Source organism: Aquamicrobium defluvii (genome assembly GCF_004363725.1).
Lineage (GTDB): Bacteria > Pseudomonadota > Alphaproteobacteria > Rhizobiales > Rhizobiaceae > Mesorhizobium > Mesorhizobium defluvii.
Window position 1 is genome coordinate 1 of sequence record NZ_SNZF01000029.1, and the last position, 18,062, is coordinate 18,062.

Here is an 18,062-nt window from a genome sequence, read left to right on the forward strand (position 1 = left end):
CCCTGCAATCAACCAGCAGGGGTGGGTTCAAACATGGGTCACTTCTCAATGGAAAAATCCCTCAATCCCGGGTCAGCTCTCAGCGGAAATCAACAGCCTCGCGCATCCGCTTGGCGGTTGATCCGCTTCGCATGTTAACTTACATTCATTTCAGAAATTTCTGAAATTCATGAAGTTGCATACTATGAACCTCTCCCCAACTATTCAGGCCTTCGTCTTGCATTTCGGCGAAATGGGCAACCGCTGGGGCATCAACCGTACTGTCGGGCAGATTTATGCACTGCTCTACGTCTCGCCGAAACCACTCTGCGCCGACGCCATCGTCGAGGCGCTCGGCATTTCGCGGTCCAACGTCTCGATGAGCCTTCGCGAGCTTCAGGCGTGGAATCTCGTCATCCTGAAGCATGTTCCCGGCGACCGGCGTGATTTCTTCACCGCCCCCGACGATGTCTGGCAGATTTTCCGCACGCTCGCAGAGGAGCGCAAGAAGCGAGAGGTCGATCCAACCCTGTCGGTGTTGCGCGACCTTCTCATGCTAGAACCCGCCAATGACGACGAGCGCTATGCCCGCGCGCGCCTTTCGGAGATGCACGGTCTGATCGAACAGGTGACCAACTGGTACGACGACGTCAAGAAACTCGATGCCGGACGGCTCGCATCGCTGCTGTCGCTCGGCTCGAAGGTCACGCGGTTTCTGGGTAAACGCGACAGGATCATCTCGATAGGGCGCGGGCGCAGAAAAGCGGACCGCCCATGAGCGTTTCGGGGAACACTAGCGCGCAGGCCACAATCACGGCGTGCGCCGCCAGCGATGCCGGTGATGATCCGTCCGTCCGCGCCGCCTCTCCACCTGCGTCGACGACGCGGCCTGACCTGCCCCGTTTCGCCGCAGCCCTTCAGATATCCGCCTCGCTTCTGTGGATACCGCAGGCGGCAGCTATCGCCTTCGCCATTGGAAACATCGCCGATGGCGCACCTGCGCAGGCGGCGATACTGCCGGCTCTCTGCGTCTTCGTCATCGGTATTCTGCGCGCAGCGCTCGAGCGTGCCGGCGCCACCCGCGCCTATGATGCCGCCCGCGCCCACCTCTCTACCATGCGCGCGCGCGCCGCCGCCGCCGTTGCGACACGTTCTCCCCTCGATGCCTTACGGCCTTCCTCCGGCCTCGTCGCCAGCACGCTCACCGAGCAGGCCGACGCCATCGTTCCCTATCTGGCAAGGTTTCAGCCGCTGCGCATCAGCGCCGCTGTTGTACCACCGATCATTCTAGGCTTCGTATTCGTCTTTTCGTGGGTCGCCGCCCTCGCCTTGCTGATGGCAGCGCCCGTCATACCCATCTTTATGGCGCTGATCGGCTGGCAGGCGAAAGCGGCCAGCGAAAGGCAGCTTACCCGTATGGGTAACATGAACGCCTTCCTTCTCGATCGGCTGCGCGGACTCGCCACCATCCGCGCCTTCGATGCGGTGGATAGTACCGCCCTCCGGCTGCGCGCAAACGCAGAAGAACTGCGAACCTCCACCATGGCGGTGCTACGCGTCGCGTTCCTGTCGTCGGCGGTTCTGGAACTGTTCGCTGCGCTCGGCGTGGCGCTGGTGGCGGTCTATGTCGGGTTTCATTTTCTGGGAGAACTGAACTTCGGTGCTTGGGGCGGAAAGCTGACGCTGGCGCAGGGTCTCTTCGTCCTGCTGCTCGCGCCCGCCTTCTTCGAGCCGCTACGTGATCTCTCGTCCGTCTGGCACGACCGCGCCGCCGGGCAAGCAGGACTGGAGGCGCTCGACCGCATTACGCGGGGCGGAACGAAAATCGTTGGCGGCCCGGAAAGTACAGCCGTCGAAGTCTCCGGTGCACTTTCGGTGTGGATCGACGGCCTCACCTTCCGCCATGCCGAATCGGCGAACGCGACCTTAAGCGATTTCGCCCTATCCATCGACCCCGGCGAACATGTCGCGGTGATGGCCCCTAGCGGTGGCGGAAAATCCACCTTGCTGGCGCTTGTCGCGGGCCTTTCGTCGCCCGATAACGGCATCGTCCGGCTTGGCGGCGAACCGATGAACCATGCCAGTGCCGCTCACCTGCGTGCTCGCATCGCATGGCTCGGCCAGCCCCCGCATATCTTTTCCGGCACGCTCCGCAGCAACATCACACTCGGGCGACCAGGCATCGGCAGGAGGGACGTCGCCCACGCCACGGAAGCCGCCCATATCGCACACCTTGCCGCGCAACGTGGCCATGCGATGATCGGCGAGAACGGAGCCGGCCTGTCGGGCGGCGAGACTTTGCGGCTGGCGCTAGCGCGTGCGGCTGTGGGCATCCGGCCCGGCCTGATCCTTGTGGACGAGCCGACCGCTCATCTCGATTCTGTCACAGCCACTGAAATTACCGACCGCCTGCTGGCCATCGCGGAAGGGACAACACTGGTCGTCGCCACCCACGATCCCGCGCTTGCGGCCCGCATGGACCGCGTGGTCATGCTGCCCGCTCCTGCGCAGCTTGAGGTTCTGGCATGAGCCGTCTCTCCGCCCTACGCCCCGTGCTCGCCCTGTTCTGGGCCGGTGACCGCCGCATGCTCGTCTATGGCACCCTGCTGTCTTTCACCACAGCACTTGCCGGCATTGCTTTGCTCGGGCTGTCCGGCTGGTTCATCGCCGCAACGTCGATCGCAGGCCTCACTCTCATCACGGCGCTCACTTTCGACGTGTTCATGCCGTCCGCCGGCATCCGCCTTCTTGCCATAGGCCGCACCGCCTCGCGCTACGGCGAAAGGCTTGTCACCCACGACGCCACGCTAGGCGTGCTGGCTCACCTGCGCGAGCACGTGTTTCGCGGGTTCGCCCGTGCCGACGCAGCACGTGGTCTGGCCGCCAACCCGTCACGGCTCCTGTTTCGGCTCACCATCGATATCGACGCCCTCGATTCGCTTTACCTGCGGGTGCTGGCGCCCGTGCTCGTCGCAGCCGGCGCAGCCCTGGCCATCGCAGCCGCGCTCGTTTTCGTCCACCCCTTGCTCGGCCTTTCCTCCGCCATCGTCCTGCTGGCCGCGGGCCTTGGTATTCCGTTTCTCGCCTCTCGCCGCGCTGCAGCATTCGCCCGCCTCCGCGCCCACGCGTTAGAGGCCCTGCGGTCGCGCTCCATCGACCTCGTGCGGGGACAGGCCGACCTTGCCATGACGAATCGTCTTGGCGCGCAGGTTCGTGCCATCGAAGCCGCAGACATTCGTCTGGCCCAAGCCGACCGCGCGCTTAATCGTGCCGAGGCCGGTGCGGGCTTCGGTCTCGGCATTCTATCCGCAGCCCTGCTCGCCGGCGTCTTGCTTGCAGCCGCCTTCCTTGCCGAAGCCGGCACCATCGGCGTACCAATCGCCACTTTTGCCGTGCTGCTGGCGCTTGCCAGCCTGGAACCCTTCGCGCTCCTGCGCCGCGGCGCGGTCGAGTTCGGCCGCACACTTCAGGCGGCAACGCGCCTCGGCCCGCGCCTGACGAACCGCTCAGACCCACCTAAGCTCGGCCGTTCCGCAGCACATGGCATGGCGATCAGGCTGGAGTCTGTAAGCGTCGGCCATCCCGGCGCGGCGCGTTCGGTCCTGTCCGACATTTCCGTCGCCATCCGCCCCGGCGAACGCATCGCACTGGTGGGTGCGAGCGGAGTTGGCAAATCCACGCTTCTATCGCTGTTAGCCGGAGAACTGAACGCTTCAAGCGGCAATCTCACTGTCCATCCCTGTGGCCTGCTCACCCAGCGCACTGAGCTTTTCCGCGACACGCTGCGTGGCAATCTCGCGCTCGCCCGCCCCGGCGCATCCGATACCGAAATGATAGCGGCGCTCGAAGCTGCGGGTCTGGCAAGCTATGTCGCATCTCTGCCCGGCGGTCTCGACACGATACTCGGCGAGGGCGGTGCCGGGCTTTCCGCTGGTCAGGCGCGCCGTCTGGCGCTTGCTCGCCTGCTGTTGCGCGATGCGGCCCTCTGGCTGCTCGACGAGCCGACAGAAGGCCTCGACGGTAACACTGCACGTGACGTGGTCGCGCGCCTCGATGAACGCGCCACCGGCCGCATCCTGGTCGTCGCCACCCACACACGCCGCGAGGCGTCGCTTGCCGACCGTATCCTCGTGCTGCGTGACGGCCGCATCGCCGCCGACGTTGCCCGCGGCACACCCGCCTTTGACATGGAACTCAGCCAGCTGAGGCCCGATTGACATGACCCACCGGAGCCAGAAATGGAACTGAACATCGTCGACCTGTCGCGACTGCAATTCGCCATCACCGCGCTGTACCACTTCCTTTTCGTGCCGCTCACCATCGGCCTGTCGATCCTGATGGCGATAATGGAGACGGTCTACGTCATGACCGGCCGTGACATATGGCGCCAGATGACCAAGTTCTGGGGCACCCTGTTCGGTATCAACTTCGTGCTCGGTGTCGCCACCGGCATCGTGATGGAGTTCCAGTTCGGCATGAACTGGAGCTACTACAGCCACTATGTCGGCGATATATTCGGCGCGCCGCTGGCCATCGAAGGCCTGATGGCCTTCTTCCTTGAAGCCACCTTCGTCGGCCTGTTCTTCTTCGGATGGGACAAGCTGTCGAAGCTCGGACACCTCGCCGCGACATGGGCCGTGGCGCTCGGCTCCAACTTTTCCGCCCTGTGGATCCTCATTGCTAACGGATGGATGCAGAACCCGGTCGGATCCGTCTTCAACCCGCAGACCATGCGCATGGAGGTGGAGGACTTCTACGCCGTACTTTTCAACCCCGTTGCGCAGGCCAAGTTCGTTCACACCGTGTCGGCGGGCTATGTCGTTGCATCCATTTTCGTTCTGGGCGTCTCGGCGTGGTATCTGCTGAAGGGCCGACACATCGCGCTCGCCAAGCGCTCGATGACCGTCGCGGCTTCGTTCGGACTGGCCTCGTCGCTATCGGTCGTGGTGCTGGGCGACGAAAGCGGGTATCTCTCCACCGAACACCAGAAGATGAAGCTCGCGGCCATCGAGGCGATGTGGCACACTGAGCCGGCCCCGGCCGCCTTCACAATCGTCGGCCTGCCCGATCAGGCCGAGCGTAAGACTTATTACTCCGTCCAGGTTCCATGGGTCATGGGCCTGATTGGCACCCGCTCGCTGACAACGGAAATTCCCGGTATCCACGAACTAGTCGAACTGGCCGAGATGCGGATCCGGCAGGGCATCATGGCTTTTGATGCACTCCAGTCGATCCGAGAGGCCGGCAGCAGCGCGGCCATACCCGCCGACGTCGCTGACCGTTTTGAGGATACCGGCCACTATCTCGGCTACGCGCTGCTGTTGCGGCCCTACCTCGATGACCCGCGCGAGGCGACGGATGAACAGATCACCCAGGCTGCGTGGGATACGGTTCCCAATGTTCCGACGTTGTTCTGGTCCTTCCGGATCATGGTCGGGCTCGGGATGTTCTTCATCGTCCTCACGGCCACCTTCTTCTACCTGTCGGCGCGCCACCAGCTCGATCGCTATCCGTGGCTGTTGAAAGTCGCCGTCTTCTCGATCCCGCTGCCGTGGATTGCAGCCGAGGCGGGGTGGATCGTCGCCGAGGTCGGGCGCCAGCCATGGGTGATCGAGGGCGTTCTGCCAACGGCCGCCGCCGTCTCCGATCTGGGCGCGACGACAGTGCTGTTCACCATCGCCGGCTTCGCGGCCATCTACACCGTGCTGTTCATCATCGAGATGACGCTGATGCTCGCCGCGATCCGCAAAGGCCCCGAAGAAGACCACGAGCCGGAGCAGAAACTCCTGGCCGAAGCGCTCAAACCCGCGGAGTGACCATCATGATCCTGCACGAACTCATCGACTACGAGACCCTGCGCCTGATCTGGTGGATGCTGCTGGGCATCCTCATCATCGGCTTCGCTGTGATGGACGGCTTCGACCTCGGCACCCAGACGTTGCTGCCCTTCGTGGCACGCACCGATATGGAGCGCCGCGTCGTCATCAACGCCGTCGGCCCGGTCTGGGAAGGCAATCAGGTCTGGCTCATCCTCGGCGGCGGCGCGATCTTCGCCGCATGGCCGCCGCTCTATGCGGTGTCTTTCTCCGGCTTCTATCTCGCGATGTTCGCCATCCTCGCCGCTCTCATCCTGCGCCCGGTCGGCTTCAAGTACCGGTCGAAGCGCGACAGCCAGCGCTGGCGTGACGGCTGGGACTGGGCGCTCTTCGTGGGCGGGATCGTGCCGGCGCTTATCTTCGGCATCGCCGTCGGCAACGTGCTTCAGGGCGTGCCTTTCCGGCTCGGTCCCGATCTGCGCATCTTCTATGACGGCACCACCCTGTTCGAACTGCTCAACCCGTTCGCGCTGCTCTGCGGCCTGCTCTCCGTCGTCATGCTGACGATGCACGGCGCGTCGTGGCTGGTGCTCAAGACCAGCGGCGCAGTCGCCGACCGCGCCCGTCGCTTCGGCACATTCGCCGCGACGGGCACGATCATTTTGTTCGCGCTCGGTGGCCTTTGGGTCGCAACCGGCATCGATGGTTTCCGTTTCGTCTCGGAGGTCGTCACCGACGGCCCATCCAACCCGCTCACCAAGACGGTCGAGCAGGGTGCCGGTTTCTGGTTCACCAACTACACCGCCCATCCATGGATGATTGCCGCACCCGCCCTCGGCTTTGCCGGCGCGCTGCTGGCGCTGGGGTTCCTGGCTCTGCGCCGCGAATTGCTGACGCTGCTGTCGAGCGGCCTGTCGGTGCTCGGAATCATCGCCACTGTCGGTCTGGCGATGTTTCCTTTCATCCTACCCTCCTCGATAGACCCGCGCTCCAGCCTCACTGTCTGGGACGCCTCGTCCAGCCACCTGACGCTGTTCATCATGCTGCTCTCGACAGGAATCTTTCTGCCGATCATCGCGCTCTACACCACGTGGGTCTACCGCGTGCTGTGGGGGAAGGTGGACGAAAAGCAGATCATCGACGGCTCCGGCCACGCCTATTGAGGCGCATCGGGCCGAAAAGCGGGAAACCGATTTTCGGTTGAACCCGATACGCAAGCAAAAGAAAGGAGAACCATCATGTGGTATTTCGCCTGGCTGCTCGGCCTGCCGCTCGCCGCTGCCTTCGCCGTCCTTAACGCCATGTGGTACGAATTGATGGAAGACAATGAGAAATAGGATGCATCGTCTTGAACGACTTTACCAGTCAGCGCCGATTAAGTCCCGGCGGAATTATGAGGAAATATGCGCAGTGCGAAAGCGCACAACCTAGAGATATCTAGCAAGCGGTATAATGATGCCCAACATGATCGGCTGGTGCAGCAGGTAGATTGTCAAACTGTGCCGGCCCATACAGGCCAGCGCGTTGCCGGGCCGACCGACCGGCACGAGGCGGTCGAGCGCGTATTCTTTCCCTTTGTCGACCAGAACTTTTGCGCCGGACATACCGATGAAAGTAATGCCAACCCACGGGAAGATCGGCACGAAATCGTTGCTCGGCGGAACGCTTTGCGCAAATCCGATCCAGGCAAGCCATCGTGTGTCAAAGAGTTCCGACTGCCATAAGGAAGGAGCCGCCAGCATGGCAAGGCCAAAAGCAAGACTTAGCCACCAAGGCGTGCGCTGGAATAATGTACCAACTAAGGTCGCAACGGCAATCGCATGCAAGATGCCAAAGTAAATGAACGTTGCTGGAAAGGCATACCATGTAACCAGTGTAATGGCCGCGGCCGCGACGCCAATTTTCGCAAGGCGACGCAGATAGGCACTCGGCCGGAACGGAGAGCGAGAGGATAAGGCAAGGCTGATCCCGACCAGCATCATGAAGCTTCCGGCTAGAACACGCCCAAAGCCGAGCCAGAGTGGATGGTATGCGACACCTGAAATGAAACCAGTAAATTCGAGGTCCCACACAAAGTGGAACAGCACTACGCCGGCAATTGCCAGACCGCGCCACGCATCGACCATATAAACACGGGCTATTGTCTCGATATCGCTTCTCCTCTCCGCAAAAACATTTTGTAAGAGCTCATCCCGCTAGAGGGTCAAGATGTCGCTGCTTCAGCGCATTGACCCTCTAGCGGGATGAGCTTGTATACGCGGGCATGGAATTCGAGATCTCAAATATCGGCGTGGTGGCGGCGATCGCTGCCGGTGCCATTTCCTTCCTGTCGCCCTGCGTGCTTCCGCTGGTGCCGGGCTATGTGTCGTTTATAGCCGGCAACTCCACCCGGGCTGAACGCAGCGATCCGGACAACAAAATGTCCGTCGCCTGGCTGAGTATATGTTTCATCCTTGGTTTCTCGACGGTGTTCGTCGTACTGGGAGCTGGAGCCACCGCCCTTGGCCAGTCGCTTCGCGCCTACAGTTACGAAGCCGGCATCATCGGCGGTGTCATTGTCACAATCTTCGGCCTTTTCACCACCGGGCTTCTGCGGCTGCCCATGCTGCAAAGGGACGTCCGCTACCACGGCAGCCTGTTAACGGGCGGGCCGACAGGCGCATATCTGCTTGGTCTGGCATTTGCGTTCGGCTGGACGCCTTGCATCGGCCCTATTCTCGGAGCGATACTGACAGTCAGCGCTGTGTCGGCAACGGCACTGGATGGTGTCGCGCTCCTGGCTCTCTACTCTCTCGGGCTGGGAATACCTTTCTTTCTGGCCGCGCTTTTCACAGATCGACTGATTGCATTCCTTCCCAGCCTACGTAAGACCGGGCGAGCGCTGCAGGTGACCGCTGGCGTCATCATGATCATCATGGGCCTTGCCATGGTGAGCGGCTACATGACCTGGTTCGCATTCTGGCTGCTGGAGAAGTTTCCGGTTTTCGGGTCAATAGGCTGAAAATCTGTCAATCGCGCGAACCTCGAAAGTTTAGACCGGCCCGGATCGACGAAGGGCTCCGCGGGGATCGACCTGAACGGTCACATGATCGATCGCGTAGCGCTCCTTCAGCCAGGCCGTTATTACAGACGGCAACTGAAGCGGATCGCCATCCATTGCCGGCGTGACATGGACCGTCGCGACTACAGTGTCGTCCGTCAGCGTCCACGCGTGAAAGTGCCCTGCCTCCTCGACGAGCGGCAACTTGCTGAGTTCCAGTTCAACGTTGCGGGCATCCAGCCCGCGAGGCACCGCCTGCAGAAGCACCCGGATCGACTCGCTCACCAGAGTCCAGGCTGAACGAACGACAAGCAGCGCCACCAGAACCGAAAGGATCGGATCGAGCACCGTCCAACCCGTCAGCATAATGCCGATGGCGGCAGCGATGGCTCCCACAGATCCCAGTAGATCGCCGACGACATGGAGGAAGGCTCCGCGAAGGTTACTATCACCTTGGGAGCCGCGCACGAGAATCCAGGCTCCCCCCAGATTGACCAGTAACCCTATAGTTGCGACAATGAGCATGGGACCCGCGAGAATTTCGATAGGCTGGTTGATCCGGCCAACAGCTTCCCACGCGATCCAGGCAACCAGAAGAAGCAGACTCGCCCCGTTTGCGAGCGCGGCAAGGACGCGCACGCGGTGGAATCCGTAGGTCCGGCTATTGTCCGGAGGCCGCCTCGCTACCCGATAGGCAATGAGCGCAAGAAGTAGTGCTGCCGCGTCCGACACCATGTGACCGGAGTCCGCGATCAGTGCGAGCGAACCGGAGAGCCAACCGCCGATTGCCTGCACAGCGGCGTAACCGGCAGTGAAGATGAAGACGAGCCGAATACGCCGCTCATTGCCGGCTGCCACTGCCGTTCCGTGATCATGCCCGTCATTCGCCCCGTGGATTTGCGAATTCATTCTCCAGGTCCCCTCCAGGGTCTCACTTCCGGTTGGAAGTTAAATTCGGCTTCAACCGGGGATGATACTCATCTGAACTGTATATAACGCGAACGTTCCGCGCGCAGACTCGTCCTACTGAATTCTATGCGGTCTCTTAGACCGTCAGAAACGGAACGCGGATGCCAAAAACACTCGCAAGCAATGTAAAATTAAGTGCGAGAACGATCGTGGCGCCGACGAACGCAAGCCATTTCGTGGCCGGCCGCATGGCGTAACTACCCATCAGATCCCGTCGCGAGGTGAAAATGATCAAAGCGATCATCGGCACGGGTAGGGCAATCGACAAAACGACCTGGCTCATCACCAATGCCTGGGTCGGATTGACTCCCATGGCAACGACCACAAAGGCGGGCAGCATTGTCACGAGGCGTCGGAGCCATATCGGGACATGGAAATGCAGAAAGCCCTGCATGATTGTTTGGCCCGCCATGGTGCCGACCACGGAACTCGAAACGCCCGAGGTAATCAGGGAAACGAGAAACACGGAAGCGGCTGCAGTACCGAGCAGGGGTGTCAGCATATGGTAGGCGGTCTCGATCTCGGCGACGTCGCTGTTGCCTTGATGAAAGGCGCTTGCGGCCATGATAACCATCGCCATATTCACCATGCCTGCGATGGCGAGGGCAACCACAACCTCAATGTTGGAGTAACGCAGTACCTTGCGGCGATCATTCTCGTCCCGGATCCGGACGCGGGACTGAGTGAGGCTCGAATGCAGGTAGATGGCGTGCGGCATCACCGTAGCGCCGATGATTCCCACTGCGATGGTCAATGCAGCTGCGTCCGGAAGCTGTGGCGTGATCAGACCTGTGGCGGCCTCTGTCCAGTCGACAGGGGCTATCACCAGTTCGATAAGGTAACAAAGGCCGATGATCGCGACCATCGAGCCGATGATAAGTTCCATCGGCCTGAAACCATGCTTCTCGAAGATCAGGATGCCATACGTCACTATGGCCGTGACCCACATGCCCCAGAATATGGGAAGGTCGAAGAGCAGCGCCAGACCGATGGCGCCACCGAGAAACTCCGCCAGATCCGTCGCCATGGCCGCCACTTCGCTGATCGCCCACATCACCCACACCACTGGCGCCGGGAACCTGTCACGCGACATTTCGGCAAGGTTCTTGCCTGTCACGATGCCGAGGCGGGCGGACAATGCCTGGAAAAGCATGGCGATAAGGTTTGCCAGAAGCACGACCCAGAGCAACTGGTACCCATAGCCGGCGCCGGCCTGGATGTTGGTTGCGAAATTGCCCGGATCGACATAGGCGATTGAGGCGATCACTGCCGGTCCGACAAAAAGGAGGCGGCTGGTAAAGCCGCGCCGCTCACCGGATAGTACCGCAGCCATCCCGTGGCGCGTGCGCTCTGTATCGTACATGAGGGTATATCCTGATGCGGTTGCAACTGGATTTATAGCCTATGCTATATTATGTGCAATAGGGTAATGATAAGTGCGATGCATGGTCCGGGCGGTCCGTTTGCTAATTCGCGGAAACAATTATACCCTTGGCTAACTTTGAGCCTTGCGCCCATCTCTCCGAGCACGCGAATAACTGGTACAGATGACTAAGCCCAACAACTCACCGCCCCGTCCGGCCCAGCACGCACGCCGCTTCGCACATGTCCGGGAATGTCAGGCAAGCGCGCTTATCGAAGACTACGTCGAGATGATCGGCGACCTGATTGAAATCAATGGAGAGGCGAGAATTGCTGACATCGCCGCGCGAATGGGCGTGGCGCAACCTACCGCAACCAAGGCCGTCGCGAGACTGAAACGGCAAGGTTTGGCGACGTCGCGTCCCTATCGCGGAATCTTCCTGACCGAGGAAGGCAAGCAGCTTGCCGACCGGGTGCGGTCACGCCACCTCATCGTCGTTCAGTTCCTGGTTGCCCTCGGAGTGCCGGAGGAAACAGCGGAGATTGACGGCGAAGGCATCGAGCATCACGTGTCGGAACACACTCTGGCAGCGTTCGAGAAGTTCCTGGGAGTGGCCGAACTTTAGCTTTGCGTCACACCCTCCAGCCAACCGCAAGCCTCCGGGACAGCCTGCCTCAACCTCGCGGGCGAAGGATGCGGATTAAGACGCTGTCACGCATCACGGCATGAATGATTGCCGCGCCGATATGAAGGACGAGCATCGCAAGAATCAGATTCGCACCGAAGACGTGAAGCGGCGCGATGGAGAAAGTGACGTAGCTCGCGATGAAGCCGATGGCTGCCTGTCCCAGGAGCACGGCGTAGAAGCCCAGGTGAAGGAGCCGGGCCGCCGCCGCCGTGGGGCTTTCCCGCTTCAGATCCGGCACGATCCCATGAGAGCGCCACCGCAGGAACAGCCGCAGCACCATGAGCCCCCCGATCGCCATTCCGGACCAGTTGTGCACCGAGTGAAGCAGCAGGTCGGTCGGGTCCGGCTGAAGTCCGGCATGCACGGCGTCGTGCGTCCGCCCGATGCTTCCGCCCGTCTGGTACTGGACGAGCACGAGGGCCGCGACGAGCCAGTGCAGGACAATCTGAATGAGCGAGTAGCCGGGTTTCATAGTCGGGTTCTAGCGAAAACGCGTTGAAATCGAATGAACGGAAAGCGCGATCGCATATTCGGCGCCGGGTTCCGGCCGAGACGCGATCAATCGTGCGATTGCAAGTCTCGGGCGGGGCACGAAAGCGCCCCGCCCGGTGTTTCAGGCCGAGACCGCGAACTCGGTCATCATGCCGGTTTCCAGATGCGGCATATGATGGCAGTGCAGCATCCAGCGCGCCGCCTCGCCGGCGTCGAACGCAATCGTGATCATCGCCATCGGCGGCACATAGACCGTGTCGCGCCGCGCGCCCGAGATGCGCTGGCCGTTCACGCCGACGACCTGGAATGTGTGGCCGTGCAGGTGCATCGGATGGCCCATCATCGACATGTTGTGGAACATGATCTCGACCCGCTCGCCCGAGCGCGCGGTGACGGGATTGTGCTCGCCCCAGACCCTGCCGTCGATGGTCCAGCGATAGGGCTGCATCGTGCCGCCCAGCATGACCATGGGGCTGCGCTGCGTCTCGCGTTCCGGCAGCGGCACCAGCGCGACGAGACGCGTTTCCTGCGACAGGTCGGTGTCGAAGGCGGGGGCCTCTTCATCGGCCAGCGCGGACAGCCGGGGAACTGCCGCCCCCGGGGCGGCAAGGACGAGGCCTGTTCTCTCCCGCGCGCCTTCGCGCAGCGCGAGGATTGGCCAGGTGCCCGTACTGTCGAGATCGAGCTCGAGATCGAGCCTCTGCCCCATCGCGATGCCGAACCGCGAGCCGGTCAGGGGCTGGACGCCTTGGCCGTCGACCGCGACCAGCCGCGCCTCGACCTGCCCGGTGTCGATCCAGAACACCGTGGCCGCGGCCGCGTTCACGATGCGCAGCCGCACGTGGCCATTGCGCTCGACGCGGATGACGTCGGGATCGGAAAGCGTCCGGTCATTTGTCAGATAGGCGTCCCAGTCATAATCGTTCAGGTCCATCTCCATGCCGGCCATTCCGTTCACGGCCATGCCGCTATCGCCCTGCATCCCTTGCATCATCTCATGGTTCATGCCGCCGTCATCCATGTCGCTCTGGCCGGAAGGCGGATGACCTTGGGTGATTTCCTCCATGACTTCGGCCGGCGACTTGAAGGCGAAATCGTGCAGGAACATCACCACCTCCTGCCGGTCGGCGCTGGCGTCCGCCTCGCTGCGGACGATGAGCGGGGCGGCCAGAAGGCGCATTTCGTGCAAGGGGATGTGGGCGTGCATCCAGTAGGTGCCGGGAATGGTGGCAAAATCGTAACCGCGGGTCTCGCCGGGCGCCAGCTTGGGCATGGGCATATCCGGAACGCCGTCCTGTTCGTTGGGCGGGATCTGTCCGTGCCAGTGGATCAGCGTGGCCTCCGGCAGATCGTTGGTAAGGTCGACGCGGAAGCGCTGGCCGGGGTCGAGCACGAGACCCTGTCCCGATGGCCCCTCAAGGCCCCATACGGTCGCGGCGCGTCCGTCGATATCGAGAACGCGGGACGCGGCCCGTAGGCGGGTGGCCGGCGCTTGCGCGAAGCCCGGCCGGGTGAAGGAAGTTGCCGCAAGTGCAGCGGCGCTCGCGGCGAGAAAGCCGCGTCTGGACATCATGGTCATGATAGTCTCCAAGGGGAAGCCGTCCGGCTCCCCGTCTCTGAATTGAAAATTGGTCCGTTCGGGGTGTCGCCACTCCGGTCGGTGAAAGATTCAGAGGAGACGCGGCTTGGGAGGTCGTTCCGTCAGCATCGGCTCGATGCCTTGCAACAAGCGCAGGGCTCGCGGCGCCGGAACCGATCGGGTCACGCGATGTGTATCGCCCTCGCCGGTGATGCCATGGAAGACCTGCAAGCCGGCGCAGATCCACGCACAGGAGGCTGCATCACGGGAGCAATCCGTTTGATCGGCGCAACCATGGCCATCCGCCATTCCGTCGGGTTCACTCGTCATGCCTGTCATGTGGGCCGCCGGCATGTTGGCCATCGGCGCCTGATAGGCGCGCGCCAGCGTCGGGGCGATCCCGATCGTCAGGACGGTAATGAGTACGAGTATCAGGCGCATGATCGGCAAAAGATTACGCTATTGGACCAGGATGTCCATGCGACATGATCTGCCGGTTCCAGATGATCGGTGCCCTGAGCCGGAAATGACTGCCCTCACTGATCGAGGCGCTCATTGATCCGCTCCATGATCTGGATTTCGGAACGCTGAGCCTCGACGATCTCATCACAAAGCGCGACAAGTTCAGCATCGCGCAGATCAGCTTCACGGCACATCAGGATAGCGCCGGAATGATGCGGGATCATCGACGCGATGAACTGGCGGTCGTCGATCAGCGCCTGGGCGCGGGTCGCGCCGAAGGATACGACAGTGAGCGCCAGGAACGCTACATGAAGGGCGATGTTGAGCCGCTTGCGGGGGAACATGCCCGGCATGGTCGCCAGCATGAAGATGCCCATCGGTGCCCACATGGTGATGGCCATGTAGAGCATGTTGAGATTGTTGCGGAAATCCCGCAACCCGTCGATCATCGTGAACATGACGACGTACATGACGATCAGGCCGAGCGCCATGTTGGTCCAGAACATCAGATAGGGATGGTCGCCGGAGCCGTGGTTCTGGTGACCGGAATGCGAGGACTGCGCCATATCGGTATTCCTTTCCTCAGTGGCCGAGGCCGACGCCGACCGGCTTGAACAGCATCCAGACGGCCATGCCGACCATCATCAGGTTTTCCGTCAGCGACACGAAGCCCAGCGGCACGTTGCTGTCGCCGCCGACGCAGGCGCATTTGAGTTCGCGCTTATCGATGTAAACCGCCTTGAAGACCGAGCCCGCGCCGATCACGCCGATGAAGAGCGCGACGGGAATGGACAACCACACCAACGCCCCGGCGATCATGAGAATGCCGGCGAGCGCCTCGGCGAACGGATAGATATATGAATATCGCACCCAGCGCTGCGCCAGGAGGTCGCAGTTGAGGAACATAGTGGCGAAGCCTTCCACGTCCTTGAGCTTTTGCAGAGCGAGGAGACACATGGAGATGGCGATGAACCACTCAGCCGCCTCGACGGTAATCAGGCTGCCGAGCGCCGCCCAACTCGCGGCGAGCGCCATGAGCGCCGCCATCGAGAACAACGCGGCCACGCGCGTATAGGTCTTTGCGTCCTTGTCCCTCACCTCCTTGCCGAAGAAGGCGAGAAGATCGTCATAGCCGCCGATCCGCTTCCCATCGATGAAGGTCTGCGGCGTCGTCTCTACGCCGTGCTCTGCCTTGAAGGCGTCGATCTCGGCGCGCGAGGTCAGTTCGTGATCCTCGACCTCGTAGCCTTCGCGCCTGAGCAGATCGAGCGATTTCAGACCCCATGGACAGGTGTGCTCCGCCGTCACCATCCGGTGGAGTTCGGCGTGTTTTCCAGATGCCATTCACCGTTCCTTCGATATTCGGCACCTTTTGCCCTGACGCGCTCTTGCGTAGATGCAATCCTGCCGCCATGGATAAACCGCAAAGCCGGCCTGGGAGTTCCATGTGCGATCGGTCCCGGCGGGCTGATGGCAGCCTCCCCGCCATACAAGGCGCAGAGTGCGGGGCGAGGGAGCAGCCCCTTGGTGCTAAGGTGAACCGGGTTGGGCGCGTGCGGAGCGCGTTCTTTACCGTAGCAGATCGTCTGACCGAAGATCTGGCACTCTCAAGACGATCCGGGCATCTTGGTCGGTCTGCAGTCCTGCCACACTGGCATCATCGCAGGCTATGCGGTCGAGGGGCACGTTCCGGCCGGTGAGTGCTGCGCTTGATCGTCGAACGCCCCTCGGTGGCGGGGATCGCCGTGCCGGGCATCCACTCGGTTCGCCCGGCATGGAGATGGGCCAGCGGCGCGATCCCTACGACGTGATCCTGTTCGGCCCGGCTGGTCGCTCGGTCATCGCCCACTACTAGATCAGGATGAAGGCGATGGGAGGGGTCCCGAACGGTCCATCTCACGATGGCCAGCCACAGTTCATGCGGCCGGATCCAGTGCGGGCGCGTGGACAGGACGGTTGCGCTTGAAACGGTACAGATCCTTGTCGGTGCTCACGAGCATATCCTTGAACGACATTCCCGACCGACAGCGCTGCTGGCTGATGGTCATCGATAACGCATAGTCGCCAAGTCCGCTCCGTTTCCGGAATTCCTGCATCGTCTCTTCGTTGACACGCCGGCGCAGCGTGTCGAAATTCTTGCCGTCGATACGTGCGACGAACGCGCAGAACTCGTCACCGCCAATGCGGGCGATCAGTGCGTCATCCCCGAGAACGCGCATCAAGGCAATGGATGCCGTAAGCACGGCCTCGTCTCCCACGCTGTGGCCGTATCGATCATTGATCTGCTTCAGGTAGTCGATATCGGCGAGTATGAAGGTGCCTCCCACACCGATAGACTGCGCAAGCTCGAACTGTTCGATAAAGCTGCGCCGGTTGAGCAAGCCCGTCAGCGGATCCGTCATGGCGCGCCGGCTCAGTTCCGCGTTCTTCTGAAGCATTTCCCGATAGGAGCGATTCAGCTGCTCGAATCGAGTGAAAATCAGGAGGCTGATCGGAATCCCGACTGCAAACGGCAGAATCAGCCTCACCGCGATGGTGATCGCGTCAGCTTCAGCACCAACGAGCCAACGGGCCCCCGTCGAGATCGATATCGTCAGGCAGGCCGCAGCCAGTGTCGTAATCGCTGTTCTTCGAACCACATAGCCCGAGGGATACCTCAACGTGCGTCTCTCACCTCTCGATTGATCGTGTTTCGTAACCAAGTATCAAATAGATGGTGCCAATCCAGTTAAGGCCATCGGTAAAATGTCCGCCAAGCCGTACTGAAGAAGTGACGGTCGGGGCGGCGCCACCCCGCAGAACACAGTGCCAGGCCCGCTTCCGCTTCATTTTCCTGCTGTGAACGGAAGCATCAACGATGAGCCTTTGATGTAGGAGAAAGCCCGGCGCCCCGTTCGTACCAGCCCTTCGAGCGGTTCACGATCCAGACGACGGACAGCATGACCGGAACCTCGATCAGCACGCCGACGACCGTGGCGAGCGACGCGCCGGTCTGGAAGCCGAACAGGCTGATCGCGGCGGCGACAGCGAGTTCGAAGAAGTTCGACGCGCCAATCAGTGCCGAGGACCGGCGACGCAATTCGTCCGCCAGCCGGTTGAGCAGATAGGCCAGGCCGGAATTGAAATAGACCTGTATCAGGATCGACACGGCCAGCAGGCCGATGATCGAGGGCTGGGTGATGATCTGTTCGCCCTGGAAGCCGAACAGCAGAACCAGCGTCGCTAGCAGTGCAACAAGCGAAGCCGGACCGAGCTTTGCCAGAAGCGCGTCGAGCGCGGCCTGCCCGCCGCTCGCCAGCAGGCGGCGGCGCATGATCTGCGCGATGATGACCGGGATGACGATATAGAGCACGACGGACAGCACAAGCGTGCCCCACGGCACGGTGATCGCCGACGGGCCCAGCAGCAACCCGACGATCGGCGCGAAGGCGACGACCATGATCGCGTCGTTGAGCGCGATCTGGGAAAGCGTGAAATGCGGCTCTCCCCTGGTGAGATTGGACCAGACGAACACCATGGCTGTGCAGGGTGCGGCCGCGAGGATGATGAGACCGGCAATGTAGCTGTCGATCTGGTCAGTGGTCTGACCCCATGGGGTGGTCCGGTTTCAGTCTTAATGCATGATGGGCTTTTGGGCCATCGCCTGGGCAGGTGATGGCGCTGACCCGCATGCT

General features: G+C 61.8%; 19 protein-coding genes and 1 pseudogene. 10 read left to right on the forward strand and 10 right to left on the reverse strand.

Translation table 11 applies throughout. The features are described from left to right. Nucleotides 1–184: 184 nt before the first annotated feature. The 6 genes from DES43_RS17905 (at nucleotide 185) to cydX (ending at nucleotide 7,132) form a co-directional block, all read left to right on the forward strand. The gene (locus tag DES43_RS17905; protein WP_009452649.1) at nucleotides 185–757 is read left to right on the forward strand and encodes a GbsR/MarR family transcriptional regulator; all 573 of its coding nucleotides are present in this window, start codon (nucleotides 185–187) and stop codon (nucleotides 755–757) included. Continuing rightward, nucleotides 754–2,508 carry a thiol reductant ABC exporter subunit CydD gene (gene cydD / locus DES43_RS17910; protein WP_009452650.1) on the forward strand — a complete coding sequence of 585 codons (1,755 nt, stop codon included), beginning with the start codon at nucleotides 754–756 and terminating at the stop codon, nucleotides 2,506–2,508. Before DES43_RS17905 ends, cydD begins: the two co-directional genes overlap by 4 nt. Beyond that, complete coding sequence (gene cydC / locus DES43_RS17915) at nucleotides 2,505–4,196, forward strand: thiol reductant ABC exporter subunit CydC (RefSeq protein ID WP_009452651.1); 1,692 nt, start codon at nucleotides 2,505–2,507, stop codon at nucleotides 4,194–4,196. The genes cydD and cydC overlap by 4 nt, the downstream gene beginning before the upstream one ends. A 21-nt stretch (nucleotides 4,197–4,217) precedes the next feature. Then, a complete protein-coding gene (locus DES43_RS17920; RefSeq protein ID WP_009452652.1) occupies nucleotides 4,218–5,795 on the forward strand; it encodes a cytochrome ubiquinol oxidase subunit I in 1,578 nt (525 codons plus the stop codon). A 5-nt stretch (nucleotides 5,796–5,800) separates the two neighbouring features. After that, complete coding sequence (gene cydB, locus DES43_RS17925; protein ID WP_009452653.1) at nucleotides 5,801–6,958, forward strand: cytochrome d ubiquinol oxidase subunit II; 1,158 nt, start codon at nucleotides 5,801–5,803, stop codon at nucleotides 6,956–6,958. Nucleotides 6,959–7,033: 75 nt separating this feature from the next. Further along, entirely contained in the window at nucleotides 7,034–7,132 is a 99-nt protein-coding gene (gene cydX, locus DES43_RS17930) for a cytochrome bd-I oxidase subunit CydX (RefSeq protein ID WP_009452654.1), read from the forward strand. A 90-nt stretch (nucleotides 7,133–7,222) separates the two neighbouring features. Here the strand turns inward: cydX and DES43_RS17935 are convergent, their stop codons facing one another. Next, nucleotides 7,223–7,921 (reverse strand): heparan-alpha-glucosaminide N-acetyltransferase, encoded by a 699-nt coding sequence (locus DES43_RS17935; RefSeq protein WP_009452655.1) that lies wholly within the window; start codon nucleotides 7,919–7,921, stop codon nucleotides 7,223–7,225. 137 nt (nucleotides 7,922–8,058) lie between these two features. On the opposite strand from DES43_RS17935, the gene DES43_RS17940 reads away from it, so the two are divergent. Continuing rightward, nucleotides 8,059–8,796: a cytochrome c biogenesis CcdA family protein gene (locus tag DES43_RS17940; protein WP_009452656.1), complete on the forward strand. Its 738-nt coding sequence runs from the start codon at nucleotides 8,059–8,061 to the stop codon at nucleotides 8,794–8,796. A 30-nt stretch (nucleotides 8,797–8,826) separates the two neighbouring features. Here the strand turns inward: DES43_RS17940 and DES43_RS17945 are convergent, their stop codons facing one another. Together DES43_RS17945 and DES43_RS17950 are read right to left on the reverse strand one after the other, a co-directional pair. Then, nucleotides 8,827–9,744 (reverse strand): cation diffusion facilitator family transporter, encoded by a 918-nt coding sequence (locus DES43_RS17945; RefSeq protein ID WP_009452657.1) that lies wholly within the window; start codon nucleotides 9,742–9,744, stop codon nucleotides 8,827–8,829. A 136-nt stretch (nucleotides 9,745–9,880) separates the two neighbouring features. Continuing rightward, nucleotides 9,881–11,167, reverse strand: coding sequence for an Nramp family divalent metal transporter (locus DES43_RS17950; protein WP_009452658.1), 1,287 nt, complete (start codon nucleotides 11,165–11,167; stop codon nucleotides 9,881–9,883). 184 nt (nucleotides 11,168–11,351) lie between these two features. On the opposite strand from DES43_RS17950, the gene mntR reads away from it, so the two are divergent. Next, the gene (gene mntR, locus DES43_RS17955) at nucleotides 11,352–11,792 is read left to right on the forward strand and encodes a manganese-binding transcriptional regulator MntR (RefSeq protein WP_009452659.1); all 441 of its coding nucleotides are present in this window, start codon (nucleotides 11,352–11,354) and stop codon (nucleotides 11,790–11,792) included. 49 nt (nucleotides 11,793–11,841) lie between these two features. On the opposite strand, the gene DES43_RS17960 is transcribed toward mntR, so the two are convergent. From DES43_RS17960 to DES43_RS17980, 5 genes are all read right to left on the reverse strand, one after another. After that, nucleotides 11,842–12,327 (reverse strand): cytochrome b, encoded by a 486-nt coding sequence (locus DES43_RS17960; protein WP_009452660.1) that lies wholly within the window; start codon nucleotides 12,325–12,327, stop codon nucleotides 11,842–11,844. Nucleotides 12,328–12,468: 141 nt separating this feature from the next. Then, on the reverse strand, nucleotides 12,469–13,926 hold the full coding sequence (locus DES43_RS17965; protein WP_009452661.1) for a multicopper oxidase family protein: 1,458 nt from the start codon (nucleotides 13,924–13,926) through the stop codon (nucleotides 12,469–12,471). Nucleotides 13,927–14,016: 90 nt separating this feature from the next. Continuing rightward, the gene (locus DES43_RS17970; RefSeq protein WP_051018049.1) at nucleotides 14,017–14,367 is read right to left on the reverse strand and encodes a hypothetical protein; all 351 of its coding nucleotides are present in this window, start codon (nucleotides 14,365–14,367) and stop codon (nucleotides 14,017–14,019) included. Between the two features lie 95 nt (nucleotides 14,368–14,462). After that, nucleotides 14,463–14,954 (reverse strand): DUF305 domain-containing protein, encoded by a 492-nt coding sequence (locus DES43_RS17975; RefSeq protein WP_009452663.1) that lies wholly within the window; start codon nucleotides 14,952–14,954, stop codon nucleotides 14,463–14,465. 16 nt (nucleotides 14,955–14,970) lie between these two features. Beyond that, nucleotides 14,971–15,732 (reverse strand): MauE/DoxX family redox-associated membrane protein, encoded by a 762-nt coding sequence (locus DES43_RS17980; protein ID WP_035029360.1) that lies wholly within the window; start codon nucleotides 15,730–15,732, stop codon nucleotides 14,971–14,973. Between the two features lie 282 nt (nucleotides 15,733–16,014). Here DES43_RS17980 and DES43_RS23035 point away from each other — a divergent pair, with 282 nt between their 5' ends. Together DES43_RS23035 and DES43_RS23040 are read left to right on the forward strand one after the other, a co-directional pair. Beyond that, nucleotides 16,015–16,101 carry a DUF411 domain-containing protein gene (locus DES43_RS23035; protein WP_240532844.1) on the forward strand — a complete coding sequence of 29 codons (87 nt, stop codon included), beginning with the start codon at nucleotides 16,015–16,017 and terminating at the stop codon, nucleotides 16,099–16,101. Beyond that, nucleotides 16,085–16,243 (forward strand): DUF411 domain-containing protein, encoded by a 159-nt coding sequence (locus tag DES43_RS23040; RefSeq protein ID WP_240532842.1) that lies wholly within the window; start codon nucleotides 16,085–16,087, stop codon nucleotides 16,241–16,243. Before DES43_RS23035 ends, DES43_RS23040 begins: the two co-directional genes overlap by 17 nt. Before the next feature lie 61 nt (nucleotides 16,244–16,304). On the opposite strand, the gene DES43_RS17990 is transcribed toward DES43_RS23040, so the two are convergent. Both DES43_RS17990 and DES43_RS17995 read right to left on the reverse strand, forming a co-directional pair. Further along, nucleotides 16,305–17,048, reverse strand: a complete 744-nt coding sequence (locus tag DES43_RS17990) for a GGDEF domain-containing protein (RefSeq protein WP_009452665.1) — start codon at nucleotides 17,046–17,048, stop codon at nucleotides 16,305–16,307. 191 nt (nucleotides 17,049–17,239) lie between these two features. Then, nucleotides 17,240–17,965: pseudogene (locus tag DES43_RS17995) on the reverse strand (arsenic resistance protein); the annotation flags it as partial. Between the last annotated feature and the right edge of the window lie 97 nt (nucleotides 17,966–18,062).